18 protein-coding genes are annotated in these 25,737 nt (G+C 67.2%); 10 read left to right on the forward strand and 8 right to left on the reverse strand.

The features are described 5' to 3' along the window. Positions 1-43: 43 nt before the first annotated feature. Positions 44-970 (forward strand): LysR family transcriptional regulator, encoded by a 927-nt coding sequence (locus AC1RQK_RS12315; RefSeq protein ID WP_492809201.1) that lies wholly within the window; start codon positions 44-46, stop codon positions 968-970. Here the strand turns inward: AC1RQK_RS12315 and pbpC are convergent, their stop codons facing one another. The 4 genes from pbpC to AC1RQK_RS12335 all read right to left on the reverse strand — a co-directional run bounded on the left by pbpC (position 971) and on the right by AC1RQK_RS12335 (position 10,473). Next, complete coding sequence (gene pbpC / locus AC1RQK_RS12320) at positions 971-3,184, reverse strand: penicillin-binding protein 1C (RefSeq protein WP_492809202.1); 2,214 nt, start codon at positions 3,182-3,184, stop codon at positions 971-973. Further along, positions 3,181-3,882: a lysoplasmalogenase gene (locus AC1RQK_RS12325; protein WP_441635822.1), complete on the reverse strand. Its 702-nt coding sequence runs from the start codon at positions 3,880-3,882 to the stop codon at positions 3,181-3,183. The genes pbpC and AC1RQK_RS12325 overlap by 4 nt, the downstream gene beginning before the upstream one ends. Beyond that, positions 3,879-9,884: an alpha-2-macroglobulin family protein gene (locus AC1RQK_RS12330; RefSeq protein WP_492809322.1), complete on the reverse strand. Its 6,006-nt coding sequence runs from the start codon at positions 9,882-9,884 to the stop codon at positions 3,879-3,881. Before AC1RQK_RS12330 ends, AC1RQK_RS12325 begins: the two co-directional genes overlap by 4 nt. A gap of 109 nt (positions 9,885-9,993) precedes the next feature. Continuing rightward, positions 9,994-10,473, reverse strand: coding sequence for an Lrp/AsnC family transcriptional regulator (locus AC1RQK_RS12335; RefSeq protein ID WP_150987569.1), 480 nt, complete (start codon positions 10,471-10,473; stop codon positions 9,994-9,996). Between the two features lie 299 nt (positions 10,474-10,772). Between AC1RQK_RS12335 and phhA the strand changes: the two genes are divergently transcribed. The 4 genes from phhA to AC1RQK_RS12355 all read left to right on the forward strand — a co-directional run bounded on the left by phhA (position 10,773) and on the right by AC1RQK_RS12355 (position 14,673). Continuing rightward, positions 10,773-11,705 (forward strand): phenylalanine 4-monooxygenase, encoded by a 933-nt coding sequence (gene phhA / locus AC1RQK_RS12340; protein WP_492809323.1) that lies wholly within the window; start codon positions 10,773-10,775, stop codon positions 11,703-11,705. Between the two features lie 156 nt (positions 11,706-11,861). Beyond that, positions 11,862-12,179 carry a 4a-hydroxytetrahydrobiopterin dehydratase gene (locus AC1RQK_RS12345; protein WP_253929198.1) on the forward strand — a complete coding sequence of 106 codons (318 nt, stop codon included), beginning with the start codon at positions 11,862-11,864 and terminating at the stop codon, positions 12,177-12,179. Between the two features lie 144 nt (positions 12,180-12,323). Further along, positions 12,324-13,028 (forward strand): response regulator transcription factor, encoded by a 705-nt coding sequence (locus AC1RQK_RS12350; protein ID WP_043350877.1) that lies wholly within the window; start codon positions 12,324-12,326, stop codon positions 13,026-13,028. Positions 13,029-13,053: 25 nt separating this feature from the next. Beyond that, positions 13,054-14,673, forward strand: a complete 1,620-nt coding sequence (locus tag AC1RQK_RS12355; protein ID WP_492375418.1) for a sensor histidine kinase — start codon at positions 13,054-13,056, stop codon at positions 14,671-14,673. A gap of 46 nt (positions 14,674-14,719) precedes the next feature. Here AC1RQK_RS12355 and AC1RQK_RS12360 read toward each other — a convergent pair whose 3' ends face one another. Further along, positions 14,720-15,277 carry an SET domain-containing protein gene (locus tag AC1RQK_RS12360; protein WP_492375431.1) on the reverse strand — a complete coding sequence of 186 codons (558 nt, stop codon included), beginning with the start codon at positions 15,275-15,277 and terminating at the stop codon, positions 14,720-14,722. A 1,400-nt stretch (positions 15,278-16,677) separates the two neighbouring features. Here AC1RQK_RS12360 and AC1RQK_RS12365 point away from each other — a divergent pair. The 4 genes from AC1RQK_RS12365 to AC1RQK_RS12380 all read left to right on the forward strand — a co-directional run bounded on the left by AC1RQK_RS12365 (position 16,678) and on the right by AC1RQK_RS12380 (position 20,164). Continuing rightward, positions 16,678-16,956 carry an HU family DNA-binding protein gene (locus AC1RQK_RS12365; protein ID WP_006162250.1) on the forward strand — a complete coding sequence of 93 codons (279 nt, stop codon included), beginning with the start codon at positions 16,678-16,680 and terminating at the stop codon, positions 16,954-16,956. A 238-nt stretch (positions 16,957-17,194) separates the two neighbouring features. Further along, a complete protein-coding gene (locus tag AC1RQK_RS12370) occupies positions 17,195-18,163 on the forward strand; it encodes a DUF2272 domain-containing protein (RefSeq protein ID WP_492809203.1) in 969 nt (322 codons plus the stop codon). A 205-nt stretch (positions 18,164-18,368) separates the two neighbouring features. Next, complete coding sequence (locus tag AC1RQK_RS12375; protein WP_492809204.1) at positions 18,369-19,133, forward strand: class II aldolase/adducin family protein; 765 nt, start codon at positions 18,369-18,371, stop codon at positions 19,131-19,133. 47 nt (positions 19,134-19,180) lie between these two features. Then, positions 19,181-20,164: a 2-dehydropantoate 2-reductase gene (locus tag AC1RQK_RS12380; RefSeq protein WP_492809205.1), complete on the forward strand. Its 984-nt coding sequence runs from the start codon at positions 19,181-19,183 to the stop codon at positions 20,162-20,164. A gap of 241 nt (positions 20,165-20,405) precedes the next feature. On the opposite strand, the gene rarD is transcribed toward AC1RQK_RS12380, so the two are convergent. Both rarD and AC1RQK_RS12390 read right to left on the reverse strand, forming a co-directional pair. Next, on the reverse strand, positions 20,406-21,296 hold the full coding sequence (gene rarD / locus AC1RQK_RS12385; RefSeq protein ID WP_492375414.1) for an EamA family transporter RarD: 891 nt from the start codon (positions 21,294-21,296) through the stop codon (positions 20,406-20,408). Between the two features lie 105 nt (positions 21,297-21,401). Further along, positions 21,402-22,535: a TRAP transporter substrate-binding protein gene (locus AC1RQK_RS12390; protein ID WP_174424353.1), complete on the reverse strand. Its 1,134-nt coding sequence runs from the start codon at positions 22,533-22,535 to the stop codon at positions 21,402-21,404. 480 nt (positions 22,536-23,015) lie between these two features. On the opposite strand from AC1RQK_RS12390, the gene AC1RQK_RS12395 reads away from it, so the two are divergent. Beyond that, positions 23,016-24,749, forward strand: coding sequence for a carbohydrate porin (locus tag AC1RQK_RS12395; RefSeq protein ID WP_492809206.1), 1,734 nt, complete (start codon positions 23,016-23,018; stop codon positions 24,747-24,749). On the opposite strand, the gene AC1RQK_RS12400 is transcribed toward AC1RQK_RS12395, so the two are convergent. Then, positions 24,733-25,533, reverse strand: coding sequence for an aquaporin (locus AC1RQK_RS12400; RefSeq protein ID WP_492376174.1), 801 nt, complete (start codon positions 25,531-25,533; stop codon positions 24,733-24,735). The genes AC1RQK_RS12395 and AC1RQK_RS12400 overlap by 17 nt on opposite strands. Between the last annotated feature and the right edge of the window lie 204 nt (positions 25,534-25,737).

The following is a 25,737-nucleotide window of genomic DNA, read 5'->3' on the forward strand; positions in this document are numbered from 1 at the left end:
GCATGCTTCGCGGCAAGGCGCGCCATGCTACTCTCGCCGCACCATGAAGCCTGACGTCTCCCTTGACCCCGACCTGCTGCCCGCCATGGCCGCCTTCGTCCGCGTGGCGCGCCTGGGCAGCTTCACCGCCGCCGCCGCCGCGCTGGCGGTCAGCCCATCGGCCATCTCGCAGACCATCCGCCAGCTTGAGCAGCGCCTGGGCGTACGCTTGCTGCAACGGACCACGCGCCGGGTCGGCCTGTCCGAAGCCGGCGCCGCGCTGCTGGCCCGCGTGGAGCCCGCGCTGACGGAGATCGGGGCTGCGGCCGACGACGCGCGCCAGCAGCGCGAAATGCCCGCCGGCACGTTGCGCATCACCACCTCATACTCGGCTGCGGCCACCGCGCTGCAACCGGTGCTGGTGGAGTTCATGCGGCTCTATCCGTCGATCTGCGTCGACGTGGCCGTCGACGACCGCTTTACCGACCTGATCGCGGAGGGCTTCGATGCAGGCCTGCGCCTGGGAGAAGCACTGCAGCGCGATATGGTGGCGATTCCCATCACCGGCCCGATGCGCATGGTGGTGGCCGGCACGCCGGACTACTTCGCGCGCCATGGCGAGCCCAAGCTGCCGCGCGACCTGCAGGCGCATGCCTGCCTGCACTACCGCTTCGGCCCCGCGGGCCAGGTCTATCGCTGGGAGTTCATGCACGCCGCGCGCCAGGCCACGGTCGATACCGGCGTCGCGCTGATCGCCAATGACAAGGCCCTGCTGCACCAGGCAGCGCTCGCCGGGCTCGGCCTGCTTTACGAGTTCGAGGCCTTGCTGCACGCGCCTCTCGCCTCGGGCCAGCTGGTCACGGTGCTGGACGACTGGCTGCCGCCGTTCGATGGCTTCTACCTCTACTACCCGGGCCGCCTGCTGATGCCGGCCAAGCTGCGCGTGTTCGTCGACTTCCTCAAGGCGCGCGCACCGCTCGCGCCAGCGTAATCAGCGGCGCGGCGCCTTGGCTACGGCGCCGCGCACTTCGATGCCGATACGGTCAACCACCTTGCCCGCGGCATCCAGCAACTCCACTTCGTGCCGGCCCGGCCAGGGCAGCCAGGAGAGCTGGCCGCCGCGCCCCAGCGGCTTGCCGTCGATGCGCCAGCTCACGCGTCGCGCGGTCTGTCCGCTGACGCCCTCGGCATGGAACCAGACGCGCTGCGCCGCCGGCGGGATATCGGGATCGAGCGCGAACACGGTGCCGTCGGCAGGGCTGGCGATGGCAGTGACGCGATCCTTGGTGGCACGCACGCTATCCGCGCTGGCAATGTTGACAACGCGCATGGCGGTACCCGCGAGGAAGACCTCATCGCGCGCGGGCTCGAGATCGTCGGCGAAGCGCAACGGCACACGCTCCACGCCGGCGGGCATGGCCGGCGCCACGCTCGGCACCGAGCGGTGCAGCGCCTCCATGATCTCGTGCCACACCGGCGCGGCGCCGGACACACCCGAGACCTCATGCATGCTTGCGCCGCTGGCGTTTCCCACCCACACGCCAACCGTGTAGCGCTGCGACCAGCCCACGCACCAGTTGTCGCGCATGTCCTTCGACGTGCCCGTCTTGACCGCGGTCCAGAAGCGCGTGGTCAGCGGGCTGTCCAGGCCAAACGTGCGCGCCCGCGCGTGGCGATCCGACAGCACGTCGGCAACCAGATAGCTTGCCGCAGGCGACATCACCGCGCGCACGGTCACTGGCGGTGCATCGGCGCGCAGCCGCACGCCCGCAAAACGCCCACCGTTGGCGAAGGCGCGATAGGCATTGGTAAGCGCGACCAGCGGCACATCGGCGCTGCCCAGCGCAAGGCTGTAGCCGTAGTAATCGCCGGCCTGCGCCAGCGGCAAGCCGAGCGCGGTCAGCCGCTGGTGAAAGCGATACGGCGTGACCATCACCAGCGTGCGCACCGCGGGCACGTTCAACGACGACGCCAGCGCGGCCCGCATGCTCACCCAGCCCGCATACTGCCGGTCATAGTTCTGCGGCACATAGAGGCCCCCGCCGCCGCCCGTGGGCAGGTTGACTGGCCGGTCGTCCAGCAACGACGCCGTGGTCAGCCGCCGCCCCTCCAGCGCCTGCTCATAGAGGAACGGCTTGAGCGTGGATCCGGCCTGGCGCGGCGCGGCCGCGTGGTCGACCTGCGCGGCCGCCGACAACGCGCCAGACGAACCCACATAGGCCAGCACGTCGCCACTCGCGTTGTCGATCACCACCACGGCGCCGTCTTCCACATTGCGCCCGGCAAGCTCGCGCAGATGTCGATCCAGGCTCGCCGTGGCGATGCGTTGCAGGCCGGCATCGAGCGTGGACGTGATGGTGGCAGGCACCGGGCCGGCGACGCGGGCTTGCGATACGAGCAAGCGCGCCAGATGCGGCGCGAGGTTCGGCGTGAGGTTCTGCGTCGATGCTGAGCCTGCGGTGCTGCCGCTGCTGCGCAGCAGCGCCAGTTGCGCGAAGCCGTCCAGCCCATCGCATGCCTTGGGCAATTGCTGCTCGCGCAGGATGCCGCACGCGCGCTGCGCCACCTGCGGCGCACGCGCGTTGGGCGCACGCACCAGCGCCACCGCCAGCGCCGCCTCGCGTGCGTCGAGGCCGCTCGGATACTTGCCGAACAGCGCCTGCGACAGCGCGGACAGGCCGACCAGCTCGCCACGAAACGGCACCAGGTTGAGATACGCCTCGAGGATCTGGTCCTTGCTCCAGTTGCGCTCCAGTGCCGTCGCACGCACGGCCTGCGCCATCTTCTGGCTCGCGCTGCGGCCGCCGTCGGCTCGCCGCAGGTCCTCGTCGAGCAAGCCGGCGAGCTGCATGGTCAGGGTGGAGGCGCCGCGTGTGCGCGTGTTCCACAGGTTGGCCCACGCGGCAGCGGCGACGCCCTGCCAGTCCACGCCGCTGTGCGCATAAAAGCGGCGGTCCTCCGACAGCACGATAGCGGTGCGCACCGCGGGCGATATCTCCGCCAGCGTGACCCAGTCGCCGCGGCGCGCACGGAAATCGTCGCGCACGCGGGACAGGGTTTCGCCATGACGGTCGAGCACCACCACATCCGCGCTGCGCCAGCTGGCGCGCACGCTGTCGAAGGACGCAAGCGCAAGCGCAAGCGCATGCGCGGGCGCACAGGCCACGCAGGCCATCACGGCTACCGCGCGCAGGCCCGCGTTCATTTGTCCCGCCCGGCCGCCACGCCGGCCACCAGCAGCACTTGTGCGGCCGCGTAGGTCCACCAGATGCCGAGCGCAAAGGTATCGAACGGCACGAGGAACCGGGCGGTGCCAAGCAAGCCGTCAGACACGGCGAAACACAGCGCACCGATTGCCGCCAGCGGCGTCGGCAGTTTCGCCAGCAACGCGGCGCAGGCCATCGCCGCGAGCGCGCCGACATAGACCGAGACCGGCACCGCCAACGTGCCCAGATTGGGCCAGAAGCGCGCGAGCATCACGCCGGCCGCGCCCACGACCACACCGCAAGCAATCAGGCGATGCGCGCGCCCGTCGCCCGCCATGGGCACGAACAAGCCGAGGTAAGCGAAGTGCGCGATCAGGAAAGCCCCAAGGCCGCCGATGAAGGAGAATGACAGCCACGGCATCGCCAACAGAAAGTCCCCCAGCGCGGAGAACAGCAGCGCCGCCATCAGCCAGCGCCGCTCGCGGCGCAAGGGATGGAAGTGCGCGGCGCGTACCAGCAGCAGCGCCATGGCAGTCTTCCACAAAGGCTGGAAGGCGATCTGCCCGTTCAACGGCGCGCCTGGCGGCGAGTCCATCGCGACGGTGACCAGCAGGCCGCCGTAGACCAGGCCGGCCATGGTGCCGGCCAGCCACCACTCGCGCACCCGCGCGGGCATCATCATTGCAAGCCAGCTCAAGGGCGTGCTCCTACGGTCAGTCTGGCATTGGGTTGCGCGCCGAATACATCCGGCGCGTACATCGCCTCGACCCGGGTGGGCGGCAAAGCGAACTCGCCGGCATTGTTCAGGCGCACGGTGTATTCCACCGTGGCACTGCCGCGCGGCATGTAGGCGTAATACTCACGGAAGGCCTGCGGCGTGCGCTCGGTGAACGCAGGCCATGCACCCTTGCGCCGCTCGCCGCGCGTGGCGATCTCCGAGTCGCGCCCGAGGCCGCTGCCGAGGATGGTGGCGCCGGCGGGCACCGGGTCGCTCACCACCACCCAGGTCATGTCGGCCTGCGCATCGATCTCCAGCTTCACGCGATACGTGTCGCCGCGCGACCACTTGCCGGCCACCGCCTGCTCCACCGCCGTCACGCTGCGCGTGATGCGGTAGCCCGCCGAGAGCGGCGCGGCCAGCGGCACCGCCGCCAGCGCGCGCACCGTGGCCCAGGGTTTGCCGGCGCCTTGCTGCACGGCCTGCAGCGTGGCGGACTCGCCCGCGCGTGGCCACGGCAGGCTGATGCTGCCGCTTGCCACGCCATCCACCTTCCCGGCGCGCGCCCAGTCGAAGCTGCGCGATGCATCGGGCACCCCCTCCAGCGTCACGCGCGTGGCGCCCGACACCGGCGTCTTCTCGAAGGCTTGCGCAAAGCGCGTGATCGCCAGCGAGCCCCAGGCGTTGGCCGTGGTCGTGCCCCAGGCGCCGCGCATCTGCCGGCCGAGCAAGCCGGTAGCGAGTTGCGCGCTTTCGTCCTTCCAGCCGGGCAGGTCGAGCGACAAGGCCAGCAGGCGCGCGGCGTTGAGATCGCCGCCGCTCATCAGCCACCACCAGTTGTCGTCGCGCTCGGTGGAAAACGCCAGCCGCGTGCCTTGCACGGTCAGCCGCGAGCGCAGGATCTGCTGCGCTTGCGCCAGGCGCTCGTCGCGCTGCGGGATATCCTGCACGCGCGACAGCACGGCAATCCAGTCGAGCAGCGCGGAGGTGGGCCACTGCGCCGGCAGGATCTGGATCGAACCCAGCATGCGCGCCTGCGCGTGCCCGCTGCGCGAGAGCGCCTCTAGCGCGGCCAGCTTGCGCACGTCCAGATCCTGCGTCGGTGCCCAGCGTTCGCGCTTGATGCGGCCTTCGATGAACGCGGCCAATCCGCTTTCCATGCGGGCCCGCGTTTCGTCGGGCAGGCGCAGCGGCAGCCCCGCGCGCACGGCTTCGTCGGACACCGCCAGCAGGTAGGCGGTCAGCACCTCGCTGCCGGCGTTGCCGTCGTTTTGCAGCGGGAAATACGAGGCCAGCCCGTCGTTGTCGAGATAGCCGGGCAGTTGCGTAGTCAGTGCATTCCACTGCGCCGCATCGCCCAGCCCGATCGCGCGCGAGGCACGCTGCTCCAGGCACGAGAACGGATAGTTGCGGAACCACTCGCGCACGCCCGGCATGCCGCCTGCCAGCGAGGCTTGCAGGTTCACCTGCAGGCCACCGCGAGGCTGGCCCGCGCCATCGGCCAGCGCGCCCTGCGGTGCGCGTACCGGCACCGACAGGTTTGGCGCGAGCTGCGCCAACGTGGCTTGCTGCACGGTGAGCGGCACCGCCGGCACCAGTTGCTGCGAGAGCTTGACGCGGTCGCTGGCGCCGCCCGTCTTGCCGGCCTCGGTCGCTTCCACCTCCCACTGCACCATGCCGTCCTGGGCCGACGAGCCCGCCGGCAACAGCGGCGCGGCCGCATCCCAGCCGACCTCGCGCGATTCGCCCGCGGGAAGCTCCACTGTCTGCGCGGCCAGCGCCTGCGGCTGCGCGGATTGTCCCGGCGGGCTCACACGCGCCACGGCCTGCACCGTCATCGCGCGCTGCGTGGTATTGCGCAGCGTAAACATGGCGCGATAGCGGTCTTCCTCGCGCACCAGCGGCGGCAGTCCCGAGATCAGCTGCAGGTCCTGCGTGGCAGCAATGGTGGCGCTGCCGTTGCCGAAGCGGCCCACGCCCAGGTCGGCCACGGCCACAATGCGGAATCGCGTGAGCGAATCGTTGAGCGGCACCGTCAGCGTGGCGCGCCCTTCGCTGTCGAGCTGCACGCGCGGATTCCACAGCAGCAAGGTATCGAACAGCTCGCGGGTCGGGCTCTTGCCGCCGCCGCCGCCCGCCGGCACGGCCTTGCGGCCATAGTGGCGCCGGCCGATGATTTCCATCTGCGCGGTGGCGGTCTCCACGCCATAGCTGCGCCGGCGCAGCATGGCGTCGAGCAGATCCCAGCTCGTGTTCGGCATCAGCTCCAGCAGGGCTTCATCCACCGCGGCAAGCGCGACTTCGCCATTGGCGGCAGGCTTGCCGTCGGGCAGCTTCACCTGCACCGCTACCTGCGCCTTTCCGCGCACGGGGTAGCTCGTCTTGTCGGGCGTCACCTTCACGTCGAGCTTGTAGCCCTCGTTGCCCACGCGGATCTCCGCCAGCCCGAGGCGGAATGCCGGCTTGGACAGGTCCACCAGCGCGCTCGGCGCGGCGTACTCGCGGCCCTCGCTGCGAAACGCCTGCCACCACTCGGTTGGCTGGCGCCAGCCCCAGGTGAAGAACGAATACCAGGGCACCTCGCGCAAGCGTCCACGCAACGCCAGCACCGACACATACACATTGGGGCCCCACTCCGGCCTTACCTTGACCCGCACCGTGGGATCGCGCCCGTTGAGCTCCACCACGCTGGTCTCCAGCACCCCCTCGCGCTCCACCGCCACCAGCGCGGTGGCGTGGCGGAACGGCATGCGCACCTGAAACACGGCGGTCTCGCCCGGCGCGTAGGCCTTCTTTTCGGGCAGCAGATCGATGCGGTCGTTGTTCTCGCCGCCGAACCACAGCTCGCCCTGGCGCGTCACCCAGACCGAGGTGGCGGCCTGCGATACACGTCCCGCGTTATCCCGAGCCTGCGCGATCAGTTCCACCTGGCCGGCCTCGGGCAGCGTCACGTCGCATTGCATGCGGCCTTGCGCATCCGTTCGGCCCTCGCACACGATGCCCAGGTCCTTGTTCTCGTTGCGGTTGTCGTAGCGATAGAAACCGCCCACCACGCGCTTGCGCACCGAGGTGGTGATGCGCACCTGCGCGCGCAGCGAGATCGGCACGTTGGCCTGCGGCCGCCCCTGCGGATCGAGCGCCACGGCATGCACGGGAAGCTTCTGCTTGACCGAGACCCAGCTCTCGGTGCGGATGCCTGCCACCACACCCGCCGGCCACATTGGCACGGTCTGGCGCAGCGTCTGGATCTCGCCATTGGGGTCGGCAAAGCCCGACTCCACCACCAGGTCCTTGGGTGCCTCGAGCCGCGGCATGTTCTTGAGGGTCAGCGTGCCGCCGCCGTTCTTGTCGAGCTTGAGCGGCAGCTTGTCGGCCACCAGCTTCTGCGCGTCGTCGCGCTGCGCATTGCCGTCCTCGCCCTCGTCCTCATCGCCGCTGCTGTCCTTTTGCGGCTTGCGCGGCGGGGCGAAGGCATAGCTGTCGTAGTCGGCAAAGCGCACGTACTTGTCGCGCAGCAGCGCCGACACCTGCACCGGCAAGCCTGCCGCGCCGCCACCCGACACGTAGTGCACTTCCAGGTTGAGCGGCACCTCGGGCGGCGCCACCAGCGCCCCGCCGCCGGCCTTGAGCGTGCCCGCCAGCACCGGCAGGCGGAAGGCCTCGACGCGGAAGCTGCCGCTGTCCAGCACACGGTCCTTCGCATCGCTGAACGACACCGTATAGACGCCCAGCTTCGCCGCCGCGGGAATCGCGAACGTGCTTTCGGCGCTGCGCCCACCGGTAGCAGTGCTGCGCCATTGCACCGGCTGCTCGTAAGTCTGGCCACTGCCTTCATGCTGGATGACCAGCTTCTCTGGCAAGGGATCGCCCGCGCCCGGCAATGCGAAGCCATTCGCAGTCTCGGTGCGGATCATGTGCTTCATCGACACGGTCTCGCCGGCACGCAGCAAGGTACGATCGAAGATGGTGTGGACGCGCACGTCCGGCACCGCGCTGGTGTCGGTCGGCACGTTGAAGCGCCAGCTCTCGATGCCCTGGTTCCAGTCGGACATCACGAAGGCCATGTCGGCCTGGCCGCGTGCCTGCGGATGGTCCGCGGCGATGCGTGCCGAAACGAAATAGCCGGACAGCCCGGTGTCGTCGCAACTGCGCTCGCGCACGTCGTCCAGGCCGTTGAAACTCGCCAGCCCGGCGGCATCGGTGCGGCCCGAGGCCAGCAGCTTGCCGCTGCAATCGCGCAGCGCCACCGCGGCGTTGGCCACCGGCTTGCCATCGTCGAGCGTAGTGACCCACGCCAGCGCGGTCATCTTGCCGGGGCCTCGCGCGAGCTTGGAATGCACGCCGAGGTTGGTCACCAGCGCGGCGGTGCGCACGTACATGGGCGCCGGCTTGCCGAGCAGCGCCTCGCCCAGCATCGGCGAAGCGATCTCCACCACATGAAAGCCGGCTTCGGGCAGGGGAATGCCGACCACCTCGAACGGGCGTGGCGCCTTGCCGCCCGGCTCAACCAGTTGCGGAATGGCGAGCTTGCGCGCACCGGCCACGCCATCGAGCAGCGAGATGGAGCGGGTCTCGATGGAAGGCGCATTGCGCGGGTTGTTGACCGCGGACGGCGAGCGGCCGGCGAGAATGGCATCAAGCTCGCCGCGCGTCCAGCTGCCTTCGTGCAGCCGGCGAACCAGCCCGTACCAGCGCAGTACCGCGCCATCGTCGTCCACCTTCAGGCGGCGTACCGTGCCGGCTTGCGCGCGCACGCCTTGCACCGGCAGGTCGGCCTCGACATTGCGCAGCGTCACCGGCAGCAGCGCCGGATAATCGGCCGCTGGCTTGCCCTTGGGCAGCTCGCCAAAACGCTCGAGCACGCCGAACGGCGCGGCCGAGAATTTCGCCAGCGGCGGCATCGCGGCCATGCCCACCTTGAGCGGGAAGAGCTCGGCATTGGACAGCACGCGGCCGCTGTCGTCCTTCAGGCCAGCGGGTACAGACAACGTGAACTCGGCCTTCTCGGCAAAGGGTGGCTTGAAGCTGACACTGCTGACGGGCGCGTCGCGCGCCGCTTCCGGCTCGAACTGCGGGGCGCGCGGGCCTTTCGGCGTATTGAGCAGGATATGCTCGGCGTCCTTGCGCGAGATCGGCGCGGAGAACGACAGCGAGATCGGCCGCAATGGCGTGCAGGGCGACTGCGCGCGCTCTCGCTCGCAGGTAAAGCTCGCGGTGAAGGGCTCGCGCACGGTGTAGTCGAAGCGCCGTTCGTCGCGCGTGGCCAGCCCCGAAGGCGTGGCGACGCCGCTGCCCAGCACCAGCTGCATGCGTGCGCCGGACGGCAGGCGCTGCTGGCAGGCCAGCAGGTGGACGGCATCCACCTCGTCGGCCTTCAGCTTCCAGTGCAGCGCGCCCAGCACGGCGTCGCGCTCCTTGCCGGCGACGAGACGCACGGGAATGCGCTCGCCCAGGCCTTGCGCCTGGCACCAGGTGGCGTTGCGCACCGAGTCGGCGGTGGCCGGGCCGTTGAAGCGCAGCGCAAAGACCTGGTCCTCTTCGATCTCACCGCCGCCGGGACGCGCGGAGACCACGGTGGGCCCGCCGGTCTCGAAGCGATACTCCGGCTTGCCGGTGTATGCCTTGCCGGCCTCGCTCTTGAGGCCGGCCACCATGCGCACCGTGCATTTGACGCCTGGCGGCAGGTCGCGCGCAAAATCGAATGCCCAGTTCTTCGCGTCGATCCAGCGTGCCTGTCCGGTGATCGCGCTGCCTTTGCAGGACACCGTGGCGGGCGGGCTCGCCTGCAGGTCGCCCAGCGGCACCATGGCTTCGTCGAAGCGGATCGCCACCTGCCGCACGCGAGCGACCTCGCCCTCCGGCGAGAAGCGGACCACCTGCGCTGCCTGGCCGGAGCCCGGCATCGTCGCCAACACTGCCTGCAGGCAGGCCGCGGCGGCCCACCAGTACCCACGTATCTCACGTCTCTCACGCTTGTCCATCCGCGCGACGATCTGCGTCATCCTGCCCCCTCCCGATTACGGCACCCGGCGAGGGTGACATGCGCCGATGGCAAGCGCAAGCCCGCGCGCGCTGCGAGCGGCCCGCCGGCTAGCGCAAATGCGACAGTGGCAACGGCCCGTCGCGCTTGAGCGCGGTCAGCACGATGTTGGAACGCACGCTTTCCACACCCGGCACGCGCATGAGCTTCTTCATCGTGAATTCAGCCAGCGTCGGCAGGTCGGGCACCATGATGCGCAGCAGGTAGTCGGCCTCGCCCGCCACGGAGTAGCACTCCTGCACTTCTTCCAGCAGCAGGATGTCCTCGCGGAAGCGCTCGACAATGGTGTCGCCGTGATGGGCCAGCTTGACGCTGGTGAACACCAGCACGCCAAGCCCGAGCGATGGCGGCGAGAGCACCACGCGGTAGCCGGTGATCACGCCGTCGGCCTCCAGCCGCGCGAGCCGACGCCCGATCTGGCTGGGTGAGAGATGAATGCGCTCGGCGAGCTGCTGGTGGGTGGAGCGGCCGTCGGTCTGCAACGCCGCCAGCAGCGCGAGGTCGAATGGGTCGAGATTGATCATGGTCATGTCGCTTCGGTCGCTTCGGTCGCTTCGGTCGCCTTGGACACGTTCGACGCGTTAGTCGAGTCGGAATCGCTTCTTGTTGTGCACCAGGCCTGCGGGTAGGAATGCTACCCCCGCCGCCGCCTGTCGGCACGCCGATTGTCACTGGCAGCGCACCCGCGCATATTTCCCGCAAACAATACCAAATTTTTGCGTACTTGATGCATCACCTGACGAAACCAAGCCGCTTTTGCGGGCCATTCGCGTCACCTCCTCGCTAAACTGTGCGGTAAATCTGCAGGAGATAAAACATCATGGACGCAATGGCTACCGCCACCCACGCTGGCGACGCCCAGGCCAGCTTTTCCGGCACCCTGACCGACAAGCTCAAGGAACAATTCGACGCCGGCCTGCTGTCCGGCCAGGAATTGCGCCCCGATTTCACCATCGCGCAGCCACTGGACCGCTATACGGACACCGACCACGCGGTGTGGGCCAAGCTCTATGACCGACAGGCCTCGATGCTGCGCGGCCGCGTCTGCGATGAGTTCCTGCAAGGCCTGTCCACGCTGGGCATGGGGCGCGACCGCGTGCCCAGCTTCGACCAGCTCAACGAAACCCTGATGCGCGCCACTGGCTGGCAGGTGGTGGCGGTGCCCGGCCTGGTGCCGGATGCCGTGTTCTTCGAGCACCTGGCCAACCGCCGCTTTCCCGCCAGCTGGTGGATGCGCAAGCCCGAGCAGCTCGATTACCTGCAGGAGCCCGACTGCTTCCACGATGTGTTCGGCCATGTGCCGCTGCTGATCAACCCGGTCTTTGCCAACTACATGGAGGCCTACGGCAAGGGCGGGCTCAAGGCCGCCTCGCTGGGCGCGCTCGACATGCTGGCGCGGCTGTACTGGTACACCGTGGAATTCGGCCTGATCCGCACGCCGGAAGGCCTGCGCATCTACGGCGCGGGCATCCTGTCGAGCCAGGGCGAATCGATCTACAGCCTGGACTCGGCCAGCCCCAACCGCATCGGCTTCGATGTGCGGCGCATCATGCGCACGCGCTACCGCATCGACACTTTCCAGAAGACGTACTTCGTGATCGACAGCTTCGATCAACTGTTCGACGCCACCCGCCCCGACTTTGCGCCGCTGTATGAGGAACTGCGCACACAGCCCACGCTGGGCGCGGGCGACGTGGGGCAATCCGACCTCGTGCTCCAGCGCGGCTCGCGCGAAGGCTGGGCCGACAGCGGCGACGTCTGACACGCGCTACCCTCGCTACCCGCGCGCGCCCTTTGTGAAACAATGACGGCGTGCCCGCTCCGCCTCCGCCTCAATGCACATCGCAAGGGCCGGGAGGCCGAGCCGGCGGGCCGGCATTGACCCTTGCCAACTTCCTTTTCGACCATCGAGCCCATCATGTCCCCTGCGCCTGTCGTGCCCCTAACGCTTGAAGAACGTGCACCGCTGCTGGCCAGCCTGCCCGGCTGGAGCACCGTCGATGACCGCGATGCGATCCACAAGCGCTTTACCTTTGCCGACTTCAACGCTGCCTTCGCCTTCATGACGCGCGTGGCGCTGGCCGCGGAAAAGGCCGACCACCATCCGGAGTGGTTCAACGTCTACAACCGGGTCGACGTCACCCTGTCCACCCATGACGCCAACGGCCTGACCCGGCGCGACACCGACCTGGCCGCCTTCATGGACCGCGCGGCTGCTTCGCTGGCGAAAGCCTGAGTACGCATGCGGCAAGGCGGGACACGCTGGAGACTGTAGGCAAACCGAAAGCTCGCTGGCGGTCGTGCGCTGTACAATCGGTGGCTGACCGTTTGTAACTTTCGTTACTCTCCCGATCCCTTTCCAGCCTCCCAGCCTGCCACCATGCGTATCCTTCTGATCGAGGACGACCGTCAGATCGCCAGTGGCGTCGAAGCCGGCTTGGCCCAAGCCGGCCATCAGGTGCGCGTGGTGCACGATGGCGTCTACGCCACCGAGCACCTGCTGCGCGAACAACACGACCTGGTGATCCTCGACCTGGGCCTGCCCGGCATCGACGGCATGACCCTGCTGGCGCGCTACCGCGCCCGCAACCGCACCACGCCGGTCATCATCCTGACCGCGCGCGACGAACTCGAAGACAAGCTCTCCGGCCTGAACGCCGGCGCCGACGACTACCTGGTCAAGCCCTTCGCCCTGCCCGAGCTGGAGGCGCGCGTGCGCGTCTTGCTGCGCCGCAGCCAGCACGGCGAGGCCGCGCCCGAGCGCGACGTGCGGCTCGGCCGGCTACGCCTGTCGGGCAACGACCGCCGCATGTTCATCGATGGCAAGCCGCTGGAGCTCTCGCCGCGCGAATTCGCCGTGCTGGAGCTGCTGCTGCAGCGCCAGGGCCGTGTGGTCAGCAAGGCGCAGCTGCAGGACCACCTCGCCACTTTCGCCCATCCCGCAGGGGAAGGCGGCGACACGGTCGGCGATACCGCCATCGAGGTCTACGTGCACCGCGTGCGCAAGAAGCTTGAAGAATGCGACGTGGAGATCGTGACCGTGCGCGGCTTCGGCTACCTGTTGCAGATCCGCGCCGGCACCTGACGCCGCGCCCAGGGAGAAGCCCGCCATGTGGCTGCGCCCACGTCCTACCCAGCCTCCCAAGGCCCTGACCGATGCCACCAGCGGCGCATCCGGCAAAGCCCCAACGGCCGCCGCGACGCCATCCGCACGCTCGGCCTCCACGCAAAGCCTGCGCGTGCACTTGCTGCGCGCGCTGGCCACGCCACTGTTCGCGCTGGTGCTGACCAGCGGCTCGCTCTCCTACTGGCTGGCGGCGCACTACACCACGCAGGTATTCGACCGCGCGCTGTATGGCGTGGCCAACAATATCGCCCAGCAGATCCGCATTGCCGGCCCCCGGCTGGAGCAAGACATCCCGATGATTGCGCAGACGCTGGTCGAGGCCGAAGGCACCGACCGCATCTATTGGCGCATCCACGGCCCCGACGGGCTGATCGGCGGCATGGATACCTGGCTGGGCTACGGCACCGGGCAAACCTCGCTGCACGATGCGCGGCTCTTCTACGCCTGGTTCAGCGGGCGCCAGGTGCGCGCCGTGCGGCTGCCGGTCAACCTGCCCAGCCCAGCCTCGGATGAACTGGCCACCAGCGAGGCCGGGCGCGTCCCGCGCGGGCCCATCGTGGTGGAAGTGGCCGAGCTGCTGGACCGGCGCGAGACCGCCGCCAACGAGATCCTGCTTTCGGTCTCGGTGCCGCTGATCCTGCTGCTGGTGGTAGGCAGCCTGATCCTCTCGCACGTGCTCAAGGAAGAGCTGGTGCCGCTGCAGATCCTCACCGACAAGCTCAATCGCCAGACGGCGCGCTCGCTGGCGCCGCTCGATGAAACCCAGGTGCCGGCCGAAGTGGAGCCGCTGATCCGCGCGCTCAACGCACTGCTGGCCAGGCTGCGCGATGCCCTGGACGCGCAGCGCAAGTTCATCGCCGATGCCGCGCACCAGTTGCGCACGCCGCTGACCGCCGTCAAGCTGCATGCCGACCGCGCGGTGCAGTCGGTGGATCCCGCAGTGACGGACCACGCGCTGCGCGAGCTGCAATCGGCGGCGGACCGCGCGGTGCGCTTGTCCAACCAGCTGCTCTCGCTGGCCCGTGCGGAGCCCGGACTATCGCTGGAGCGGCTGGGCCCGATCGAGCATTTCGACTTGGCCACGCTGGCCTTCGAGACCGGCGCCGAGTGGGTGCCGCAGGCGCTGGCCCGCCAGATCGACCTGGGCTTCGAGACCTTGCCCGGCCCCACCTTTACCGGCGCGGCGCCCTCGACGGTGCGCGGCAACCGCCTGCTGATGCGCGAAGCGCTCAGCAACCTGATCGACAATGCCGTGAAATATGTGCCGCCTGGCGGGCGCATCACCGTGCGCGCCGGCGGCGAGGCGCTCGGCCATCGCGGCATGGCGGTGGTGATGGTGGAAGACAACGGGCCCGGCATTGCGCTGGCGCGCCGCGAGGAAGTCTTCAAGCGCTTCTTCCGCGGCGACCATACGCCGGGGCCCAATGCACCGGCGCAACCGCCCGGCGGCGCGGGCCTGGGGCTGGCGATCGTGCATGAGATCATCGGCCTGCATCAGGGCACCATCCGCATCGAGGATGTGCCCGCCTCCGGGGAGGAGGCCGAGGTGCGCGGCATGCGCTTTGTAATCCGCATCCCGTGCGAGGCCGCGGGGACGGCCTGAGGCAGGACAAGCCGCGAAGCGGCTCGCCCCTCTCTTTTCCAGCGCTCTACCTGGCCTTTTTTTCCTTCGGCGCCAGCATGGTGCCGCGGCATTTCGGGCTGCCGCAACGGCACTCGAATTCCTTCTTGAGCTTCTTGGTGTAGCGCGCGTCGATCACCAGCCCATAGTCATAGAACAGCTCCTCACCGCCGGCGATGTCGCGCAGCGCGTGGATGAACACCCGCCCCTTCTTCTCGCGCGCCTCGCAATTGGGCTCGCAGGCGTGGTTGATCCAGCGCGCGCGGTTGCCGCCGAACTTGGCGTCGATCACGTCGCCGTCTTCCAGGCTGAAGTAAAAGGTATGGTTGGGATCCGCCGGATCATGCGGATGGCGCTTGAGCGCTTCCTTCCAAGAAATGTGCTCGCCCTTGTATTCGATGATGCGCTCGCCCTCGGCAATCGGCGCGTTCGCATAGACGCCCTTGCCATGCACCCCCGAGCGGCGCACTTCAACGCGGTCGGACGCGGTCTTGCGCTTGCCTTCCTTCGGACTCTTGACGCGCTTGGCGTCTTTCGCCTCAGTCTCTTCCTGCTTCAATTCCTCTTGCTTTGCCTGTTCCGCCATGTGCCATCCCGTATAGATCCGCCTGCCTGCCACCCCGCGTGGCTGCGCGCCGCCCGGGCGCGATGGCGATGATACCTGCCCATATTGACCGCGGCATCCCCTTGCCGGCAAATAGCCGTATACGCGCAGCCCGCCTGAACCTGCACACACCGAGCCAGGTATACGACGCACTGGTTTACGGGGAGGCCCATCATCAAAAACAGCCTCAATCAGCGCTTCGGCGTTTACGTATACAACCGAAACCCCGTCGATCGCCTGTGGATAACCCGGCAAAAATCTGGGGATAAAGACATGCAATTCATGTGGGCTGCCTGGGGTTGGCATGGGGATGCATCAGGCATAAGTCGGAGGGTTGCGCCCGACCCCCTCCACCAAAAGGCTAAGTCATCCACGTCCGCCAACACCGGGTCCCACCACTTCTGCTTCTTACAACACACTGATTTTAAAATCGTTTACTGAGTTATCCACAGAAAGGGCCGCCGTTTACCTACTACTACTATCTGTATACATTAAAGAAAGAAGTAAACAGAAAGGACTGCGTCCTGCTATCGGCGAGCAAAGAGAACCAGGCAAAAAATAAATGGCTGAAGAGCCGCTTCAGACGTGGTTTCTTTTTTGAGCAGAAGGAATTTGCTGGCCGAGGCACGGTTTACTGGCCCGCTCCCATGTTTTTTTGACGAGAAAGAGTGCGTATACGTCCCGTCGCCATGCTAGGCGCGGACGTCGTATACGTGCCGCTTGGTCGCGGTATACGTCCGCGCCGCCTGGCGCGTAAACGCGCACCGTTTGCCCCCCGGTCGGCGCATGCATGACGCGAATAGCCCCGGGATGCCGGCCGCGCTTGCCTATCGAGCACCATGCACAATAGTGCATATCTTGCCTGGAAGCCCCTTGAGCCTCGTTGCTACGCTGCGGTGGGTGCGCAGTCCCCGCAGCTCGGCTCCAGCGAAAGAATCGCCCACAGCGCCTGCCAGGCCCCTTCACGGGCCGGGATAGTCGCTGCGCGCCGGCCAACTGCCGCTGGCACACGCCCGAGGCCCGGGCATCAGAGCGATTTCGCCCTATACGCACCGGACTGCGCTTCTGCGATGCAATGCCCCTGAGAGGGCCTACAAGGCGATTTGAGCCGTTTTTCAGGCGTGGATGCCCTCTGGGACACCTGGGCGTGTTAACTCGCCTGAGGCGCATCCTGACGCCGGTGAAGGCCCTGCCTATCCCCGCGAATCCCCACAAAGCCCCAGCCAGCGCGGCCTGGAGCAGGATGCGCTGTAACAATCTGTTCCCGGTTGGCATGGCCCGACACGGTATGATGTGGCCCGCGGCGCCTTTGCCGGCGCCGGTGCGCAGTGCGCCGGCCCAGCCAGGCGTCCTTGTTTTATCAACTCGACACGGAGTGAAGCATGACGAAAACCGAACTGATCGACGCCATCGCGGCCGGCGTGGACGGCCTGACCAAAGCCAAGGCAGAACAAGCGCTGAACGTGACGCTTGGCGCCATCATGGAGGCCGTGGCCAAGGGCGACACCCTGAGCCTGATCGGCTTTGGCACCTTCAGCCAGGGCGAGCGCGGCGAACGCATGGCGCGCAACCCCCGCACCGGCGAAGAAATCAAGGTCGAAGCCGCCAAGACCGTCAAGTTCAAGGCTGGCCAGAAGTTCAAGGACGCAGTGAACCAGTGAGTCCCGCGGGCGGTTTCGTGCCAGCCCCGTTGGATCAACCCCGCCGTGCCGCCACCAGTTGCCTGATGGCATGGGTGAGCGCCAGGCGGGGCGCGTTATCCACAGTGTTTGACCCGCGGTTATCCTGCCGCTTCGCCGTATACGCCGCACCCTCCGCCAGCCCGGTAAGATCGTGCCCTATCGGCGCCTTCTCTCTGTAAATACAAGGGTCTAGGGCGTCCTGCTCAGTAGGCCTCTCATGCACCTTCGTTCGCCGCGCGGCAGATTTCCACAGCTTTATTCACAACGTTTCCCACAAAATTTTCCACAGGCACGAGGGCTTGGCCTGCGCCTGCTGATGGCGCTCGCGCTGGTCTCGGGTTGCACCACGCCTTCTCCGCCCGCCCGGCCTCAGGCGACCCCCCTCCCCGATACGGAGAGACCCGTGACAACGTCCGGCGCCACGCAGCGCCAGCGCATCGTCGAGATCGCCTGGCAGGAGTGGCAGCGCTGGGGTGGCCAGACCGTGCGCCTGGGCCGCGACGACACCGCGTGCGTGGCCGACAGCCCGCTACCGGCGCCTGTATTGCCCGGCATGCCGGTGGCGGGGGCCAATGAGGATGGTGTGGATGCCGCGGACCGCTCCGCCGATCGCGAGGAAGAGGATGGCAGCGAGTCAGCCTGCCTGCGCTTTCCCGATGGCACCGGCATGGAGGCCACGCCCCAGGGTTGCAAGCTCGCCCAACGCTATTGGGCCATCGTGGGCAAGGCTGTCACCTGCCGCCAGATCACCCAGGGAAACTGGGCCTGGTCTGCTGTGTTTATTTCCTGGGTGATGCGCAAGGCCGGCCTGGACGACCGCCAGTTCCTGACCGGCGATTCGCACTCGATGTACGTGGTGGACGCGCGCGACGGCATTTTGCCCGCGCCGGCGTTCCGCATCGAGCCGTTGCCCGCCATGCCCCGCCCGGGCGATGTGATCTGCGCCGCGCGCGGGCGCGACAAGTACCTCGACAGCGTGGCCGAGATCGGCTTTGGCACCACGCCCATGCACTGCGACATCGTGGTCGAGGTCGACCCGGCGGCACGCCTGGTCAAGGCCATCGGCGGCAATGTCCAGCAATCGGTGTCGATGGAGCTGATCGAGCTCGGTGACTCCGGCATGATCGACAGCGTGACCAACTCGCACATGCCGTGGCTGCTGATCATGCGCAACACGCTGCCTTGAGGCTGAGGCGTTGCTGGTTGCCCGGCCGTCAGGCCGGCGCACGCGGGTAGCCCCCGGCTTGACCAGTCCTGCAAAATCATTAACATGGTAATCAATCGGGCAGCGGCATGGTTTTTCCCGCGCTAGCATCCTGGCCCGACCCCACCTGAACCGCATTCCGGAAGCGCGCGCACCGACGCCGCAAGCAACGCGAGAGGAGACCTGCATGGCTGTTGCCAACTGTCATCCGGCGGAATGGGAGGCGCGCGTCAAGCTCGCCGCCTGCTACCGCATCTTCGACCGGCTGGGCTGGACCGAGCTGATCTACAACCACATCACCTTGCGCTTGCCGCCGGAGGCTGGCGGCGATGGCAGCAATCCCCATTTCCTGATCAATCCCTTCGGCCTGCGCTATGCGGAGGTGACCGCTTCCAACCTGGTGAAGATCGATCTGGCGGGGCAGGTCATCGGCGAGAGCCGCTGGCCGGTCAACCCGGCCGGCTTCACTGTGCATGCGGCCATCCACGCCGGCATCCCGGGCGCGCATTGCGTCATGCACACGCACACCACGGCGGGCATGGCGGTCGCCTGTTCGGCGCAGGGCCTGTCGATGAGCAACTTTTACGCAGCGCAATTGTTCGACAAGGTGGCCTACCATCCGTTTGAGGGCATCACCGTGCACGAAGACGAAGGGCCGCGCCTGGTGCGCAATATCGGCGACAAGCCCGCTGTGATCCTGCGCAATCATGGCCTGCTGGCCTGGGGTGACAGCATTGCGCGTACCTTTTCCACGCTCTGGCTGCTCAACCGCGCCTGCGAGATCCAGCTGGCCACGCTGGCCATGGGGGCGGCGCTGCCGGTGCCCGAAGAGGTCCAGCGCAAGTGCACGCGCGACTCGCTGCAATTCAATCCCAAGTTCGGCGCGGGCGAAGATGTGTTCGCAGCACTGACCCGTGAAATTGATCGCATCGATGAATCGTATCGTGATTAGCAATCATTGATTCGTTGCGAGAATAAACTTACAGAAACAAGGCAGTCATGACATCCCTATGCATCGTCGGCGCAGGCGCCGTCGGCGGCTTTATCGGCGCGCGGCTCGCCCGTTCCGGCCAGGCGCTGAACGCACTGGCGCGCGGCCAGACGCTGGAGGCGCTGCGCTCGCAAGGCCTGACCCTGATCGAGGGCGAGCGCACCGAGACGTTTCCGGTCAATGCGCAAGGCGATCCCGCAGCGCTAGGTACGCAAGATGTGGTGATCCTGGCGGTGAAAGCCCCGGCATTGCCGCAGCTGGCGCAGACCATCGGGCCACTGATCGGCCCTGATACGGTGGTGGTGACAGCGATGAACGGCGTGCCGTGGTGGTTCTTCGAGCGGCCCGGCCCGCATGCCGGATTGTCGCTGCGCACCGTGGATCCGCAAGGTGCCATTGCGCGCGCCATCCTGGCCGCGCAGGTGATCGGCTGCGTGGTGCACCTGACCGCCTCCACGCCGGCCCCGGCCACTGTGCGCCACGGCTTTGGCGCGCGCCTGATCCTGGGCGCCGCGGGTGGCGCTACGGGCATGGCAGCCGGCAAGCTCGAGGCCGTGGCCAGCCTGCTCGCCAGTGGTGGCCTGGAGGTCGAGCGCAGCGCCGCGATCCAGCAGGACATCTGGTTCAAGCTGTGGGGCAATATGACGATGAACCCGGTCTCCGTGCTGACCGGTGCCACCTGCGACCGCATCCTCGACGATCCGCTGGTCAATCGTTTCTGCCTGGCGGTGATGGAAGAAGCCAGCAAGATCGGCGCGGTCATCGGTTGCCCGATTGCGCAGAGCGGCGAGGAGCGCAGCCAGGTCACGCGCAAGCTGGGCGCTTTCAAGACTTCGATGCTGCAGGATGCGCAGGCCGGGCGGCCAGTGGAGATCGATGCGCTGGTGGCATCGGTGCGGGAAATCGGCGAGCACGTCGGGATCGCGACCCCCAACATCGATGCGCTGCTGGGGCTGGTACGGCTACATGCGCAGGTGCGTGGGCTTTATTGACGGGGTGTGTCCGGGTAACGGAGTTGGGTATTCATGCTACTAATCAAGATGGCCTATCTATTTTGTGATCAATAGATCGTAAGAATTATTTTGACCTGAATTGCCAAGACTTGGCCCACTGATCGTTGAGTGGATTGCCTTGAAGACACGAAAATTATCTACGTGAGAAATATTTTATATTAATAATCGGTCTAGTTCATTGTTGGCGAAAATATAAAGGGGCCTCCATGAGGCCCCTTTTTCACCCTTGCGTCGCCAGCTTCGCGCGCTGGCGCCCCGCCCATATCCCCTCGACCGCATAAACAAGCAGCGATATCCAGATCATCGCGAAGCCGATCTGCTTGCTGGCCGGGAACGGCTCGTTCCAGAGCCATACGCCGAGCAGCAGCTGCAGCGTCGGGCCGGTGTACTGCAGCAGCCCCAGCAAGGACAGCGGGATACGCCGCGCGCCGGCCGCAAACAGCAGCAAGGGGACGGCGGTGACCGGCCCGGCAAGCAGCGCCAGCAACTGCACCCCGCCGCCCACCTCGGTGAAGTCGGCTTGCCCCGTCGCGAACAGGTACGCCAGGGCGCTTGCCGCCAGCGGGAACAGCAGCATGGTCTCCAGCGAGAGGCCTTCCAGCGCACCCAGCGTAGCGGTCTTGCGCAGCAGCCCGTAGCCGCCGAAGGTGGCGGCCAGCGCCAGCGCAATCCATGGCAACTGGCCTGCTGCCACGGTCAGCCAGATTACGCCTGCCGCAGCCAGCGCAATGGAGGCCCACTGGCCGGGACGCAGCCGCTCGTGCAGGAACAGCACGCCCAGCAGTACATTGAACAGCGGGTTGATGAAGTAGCCCAGGCTGGCGTCGACCACCCGGCCGTTCGATACCGACCAGATGTAGAGAAACCAGTTTCCGCTCAGCAGCAGCGCACTGGCGACGAAGCCGGCCAGCAGGCGCGGATTGGTCCAGACGCCGCGCAGCCAGCCCCAGTGGCGCCGCCAGGTCAGCACCAGCCCCAGGAACACCAGCGACCACACCATGCGGTGCAGCAGGATCTCCATAGGCGCGATGCCGTGGAGGGATTTGATATAGAGCGGCAGCAAGCCCCAGATGATGTAGGCGAGCAACGCGTAGAAGATGCCGGTTTGCATGAAGAGTCCCAAGGAATCGGGGGATTCTACCGGCGTAAAAAAGCCCGTGCCGGGCACGGGCTTTTGGCTGGCTTGCGCCACCTCGCATGGATGGCGGCAGCACGCTTACAGCTTGCGCGCGAAGCTGAACTGCGAAAATGCTTGCTCGGCCACGTTGAACCACGCTGCTTCGTTGTTGCGGAAGACGCGCCAGTCGTCGTAGATCTTCTTGAACGACGGGTTCTTGGCGGTTTCCTCGGCGTAGGCGTCCTGGGTGGCCTTGAAGCAGGCCTCCATGATTTCCTTGGAGAACGGACGCAGCTTCACGCCGTTTTCCAGCAGGCGGGCCAGCGCTTGCGGATTGACCGCGTCGTACTTGGCCATCATGTTGGTGTGGACTTCGATCGTGGCCGTTTCCAGCGCGCGCTTGTACAGCGCGGGCAGCTTCTCGTACTCGGTTGCCGACGAATAGAAGGATAGCTGCGCGCTGCCTTCCCACCAGCCCGGGTAGTAGTAGTACGGAGCGACCTTGTAGAAGCCGAGCTTCTCGTCATCGTACGGGCCAACCCATTCCGCCGCATCGATGGTGCCCTTTTCCAGCGCGGGATAGATGTCGCCGCCAGCGATCTGCTGCGGCACCACGCCCAGGCGCGACAGCACCACGCCAGCGAAACCTGCGATCCGGTACTTCAGGCCCTGCAGGTCGGCAACCGTCTTGATCTCCTTGCGGAACCAGCCGCCCATCTGCGCGTTGGTATTGCCGCCCAGGAAGTTGACGACGTTGTATTCCTTGAAGAATTCGCGCATCAGCTTCATGCCGTTGCCCTGCATCATCCAGGCGTTTTGCTGGCGCGAGGTCAGGCCGAACGGGACGGTGGTGTCGAAGCACAGCGTCGGGTTCTTGCCGAAGTAGTAGTAGCCGGCGGTGTGGCCGATCTGGACGGTGTTGTTCTGCACCGCGTCCAGCACCTGCAGGCCCGGCACGAGTTCGCCGGCGGCGAAGACCTTGATGTTGAATTTGCCGTCGGTCAGTTCCTTGACCCGTTGCGACAGCAGCTCGGCGCCACCGTAGATGGTGTCAAGAGACTTGGGGAAGCTCGAAGCCAGGCGCCATTCCACGGCCGGATTGCTGCCGATCACGGCCGGCGCGCTGGCACCGGCGGCGGCCGGCGCGGCGGCCTTTTCTTCCTTGCCGCACGCGGCCAGCGCACCCGTGGCGGCCACGGCCGATGCCTTCAACAGAAAGGAACGACGTTCCATGACTTCTCCTCTTTTATAGATTTTTAGTGCGGCAGCAGGGGGTAGGCACGCCCGCGTCATGCGCGGGCATTGCGCTCTGTACCAAGACGCGCAAGCAGCCAGGGTAAGGCCACCGCGCAACAATGAGCCTGTTACGGAGACACGCCAGGAATGTGGCGTATCCTGGCATGCCTTCGTAACAGGCTCGGGGGCGCCGGTCCGTACCCGTCGGACAGGCCCGATGATTATAGCGGTGGCCCTTTCGCCACGGGGGGCCGCGCAAGTCCGGGTTTTCGCTAGGAAAGTGCAGATTTAGGGGCGGCCGTACATCGTCCTGTCATCCCGCTCCGCTCCCATTGGCATGACCGCGCCATCGCGTGCCAGATGCCGCAAGCGACGTATTCCATATGGTGAGAAGGACGCCCCGCCGCGGATTTTGTAACCCCGCTTGCGGTCCAATCGGTCGACTGTTAAAAAATCACGCCTTACTGGTCCTGCCCTATGTTGTTTGCCGTTTCGCCCGCCTCCGGCCGCCTGCCGGCGCTCCGCTCGCGTTGCCTCGCCGTTGCCGTGCTGGCCGCCTGGGGATTGAACGCGTGCGCGCAGACCGGGCCTGACCTGGCGGCAGCCGATGTGCCGGCCACGCCCACGGCGGCACAGCGTGCGGCGACCCCGCCTGAGGCTGATCCGCTGGCAGCGCTGATTTCGAATGAACAAGCGGCCGCGGCCCCGATAGCCGGCGACGCCCCTGCCGCGGCTATCGCGCCGGAAGCGCCCAAAGCCGCCGCCGCTGATGGTGCTTCGCCCGCCACCAGCACCGCCACCCCCCCCGCCCTGCCTGAGCCGCCTCCGCCTGCTACCTGGGCCAATGCCGGGCTGGATGACAACGGTATCGAGCTCGCCGGCCCGCCCGATCCACCTTTGCCCCCGGAGCCGGTTGTTGCGCCTCCCCCGCCCGTGGTGCTCTTTCCCAAGCGCCTTGGCGAGTTCGTGGCGGACGCCATGCCGAAGGCTGCCACGCCCGCCGAGGGCGAGGATGCCGATACGCCGGCGCTGGCCGGCGAAAGCTATGCGCTGGTGTCCCAGCTGCCCGCCGATGATCCTGCCGGCGAGCAGGTCTGGCGGCTTGGCTACAGCGGGCGCGCCGCGTATGACGATCGCACCACCGCCACCCGTGCCTGCGCTGGCGGTGGCACCTTGTCGACCGGCATCGGCGGCGGACTCGCGTGCCGCAGCACCGGCGAGGTCAAGGTCAAGGAGTCCCTGTTCTCGCTCGACGGCGGCGCGCAGGTGCAGCTGGTGGCGCAGGCCAAGGGGACCGATGCCACGTCGATCAATGGCCGCCCGGCCGCGGTCGATCCCTATGCCCTGCTGCCGCAGATCTATACCTCGGTCAGCGGGCTGTCGGTGCTGGACGGCGCCACGATGTGGGCCGGCCGGCGCGAGAGCTCATCGTTCCTGATGTCGTCGGGACTGCTGCCGCCTACATCGCCGGCGATGCGTTTCGGCGTGGATAACGCCCGCTTTGGCGACATCGCGCTCAACTACCAGTACACCGCGCGCAATGACCTGAACGGCGCCAACCTGCCGAGCTATCACTCGCTGCGCACCGCGCCCATCGCCACCAATGAGAAAGGCTCGGTGCAACTGGGCTATACGCGGGTGGAAGCGCAGCCGCTGATCCAGCAGACCGGCAGTGCGTGGTGGGTGTCGGCCATGCACGAGCAGCAAGGCGTGCTCGCCGGCACCAACCGCTTCGGCATGCAGTTTGGCGAGGGCAGCCGTAACGCGTTGACCGGCTACACCGGCATGGGGCCCGCCTTGTCGCGGGTACGCGTGGCCGAATCGATGGAGTGGAAGCAACGCTCGGGGCTGGGCCTGGCGGGCTCGGTTGAGTCCAGCATGCAGTTCGACCGCTCGCCGGTGGGCACGCTGCAATGGATGGCCACGCGCGTGCGCCCCGCCTATATCGCCAGCGACCAGTTCAAGCTGACCTTCGAAGTGGCGCACGACCAGATCTCTTCGGGCTTCGGCGCCAGCGGACAGCGCACTGCGGTGACCGTGGCGCCTACCTTCACGCTTGGCAAGGCGGCCGGCAATGCCAACCTGCGCGCCTTCTACACCTACAGCAAGGCCAACGACGTGGACGGCATCGCCTTTGCCTCACCCACCGATACCTGGGCTTCGCAGACCTCGGGCTCAATCTTCGGCGTACAGCTCAATCGCCGCTGGTAGGCGCGATAGCGGCTGCAGCCGCTGCTCGCCATGGCGCCTTGCGCGTGAGCGGCGCGCGGCCCGGCAGCACCGCGGGTGCTCGCAGCAGCCAGTGGAAGACCAGCGCGGCGCTCAGCCCGCCCGCTAGCTGCGCTAGCACGAAGCCCGGCACATCGATGGCGCGAATGCCGGTGAAGGTTGCCGTCAGCGCGCACGCAAGGGTCAGCGCCGGGTTGGCGAATGACGTCGATGCCGTGAACCAGTACCCTGCAGTGATATAGCCCGCCACTGCGAACGGCACCAGCCCGGGCCGGCTGCGCCCGGTGCCAATCGCTATGCCGACGAGGCCAAAGGTGGCAACAAACTCGCTCCACCACATCGATGGCCCGGTACGGCTTTGCGCCGACCAGGCCAGCGTCGGCTCGCCAAACATCGCATGCGCGCAGGCGACCCCTGCGATGGCGCCGCCCATCTGCACCAGTCCGTAGCGCCAGGCATCGCGCGCCGGCAGCGCGCCGCGCACCATCGCGCAGAGCGTGACGACCGGGTTGAAGTGCCCACCCGAGACCGGTCCCAGCGCGAGCAACAATGCAATCAGCCCGCCGCCCGTGGCCAGCGAGTTCGCCAGCAAGGCCAGCGCGACATTGCCGCCGGCCAGCTGCTGCGCACGAATGCCCGAGCCCACCACCACCGCTACCAGCAGCGCCGTGCCGAGTCCTTCCGCGACCAGGCGCTGGCAGAGCGTGCTCGCAGCCGCAGGTACGCTTGCGCTGTGTGGTTCGGCAGCGTGGGCCGGGTCGGCCATGGTTTCGGGGGAAGGCGCGTGCATCGGGTTTGCAGTGATGGGCGGGAGCGCGCAGTGTTTCGTCTTTCGCCTCGCAGCGTCAATGCATGCTTGGGTTGTTTTGAATGAACCGGTGGTATCGAATGCTTGGCGTGCTTGGCTGAATCGCTATCGGGATGGCATGGATGGTGGCATGACATCGCGAAAATCGGAGGTCAGGATCAA

The sequence above is a fragment of the Cupriavidus sp. GW822-FHT02D05 genome (assembly GCF_058802485.1).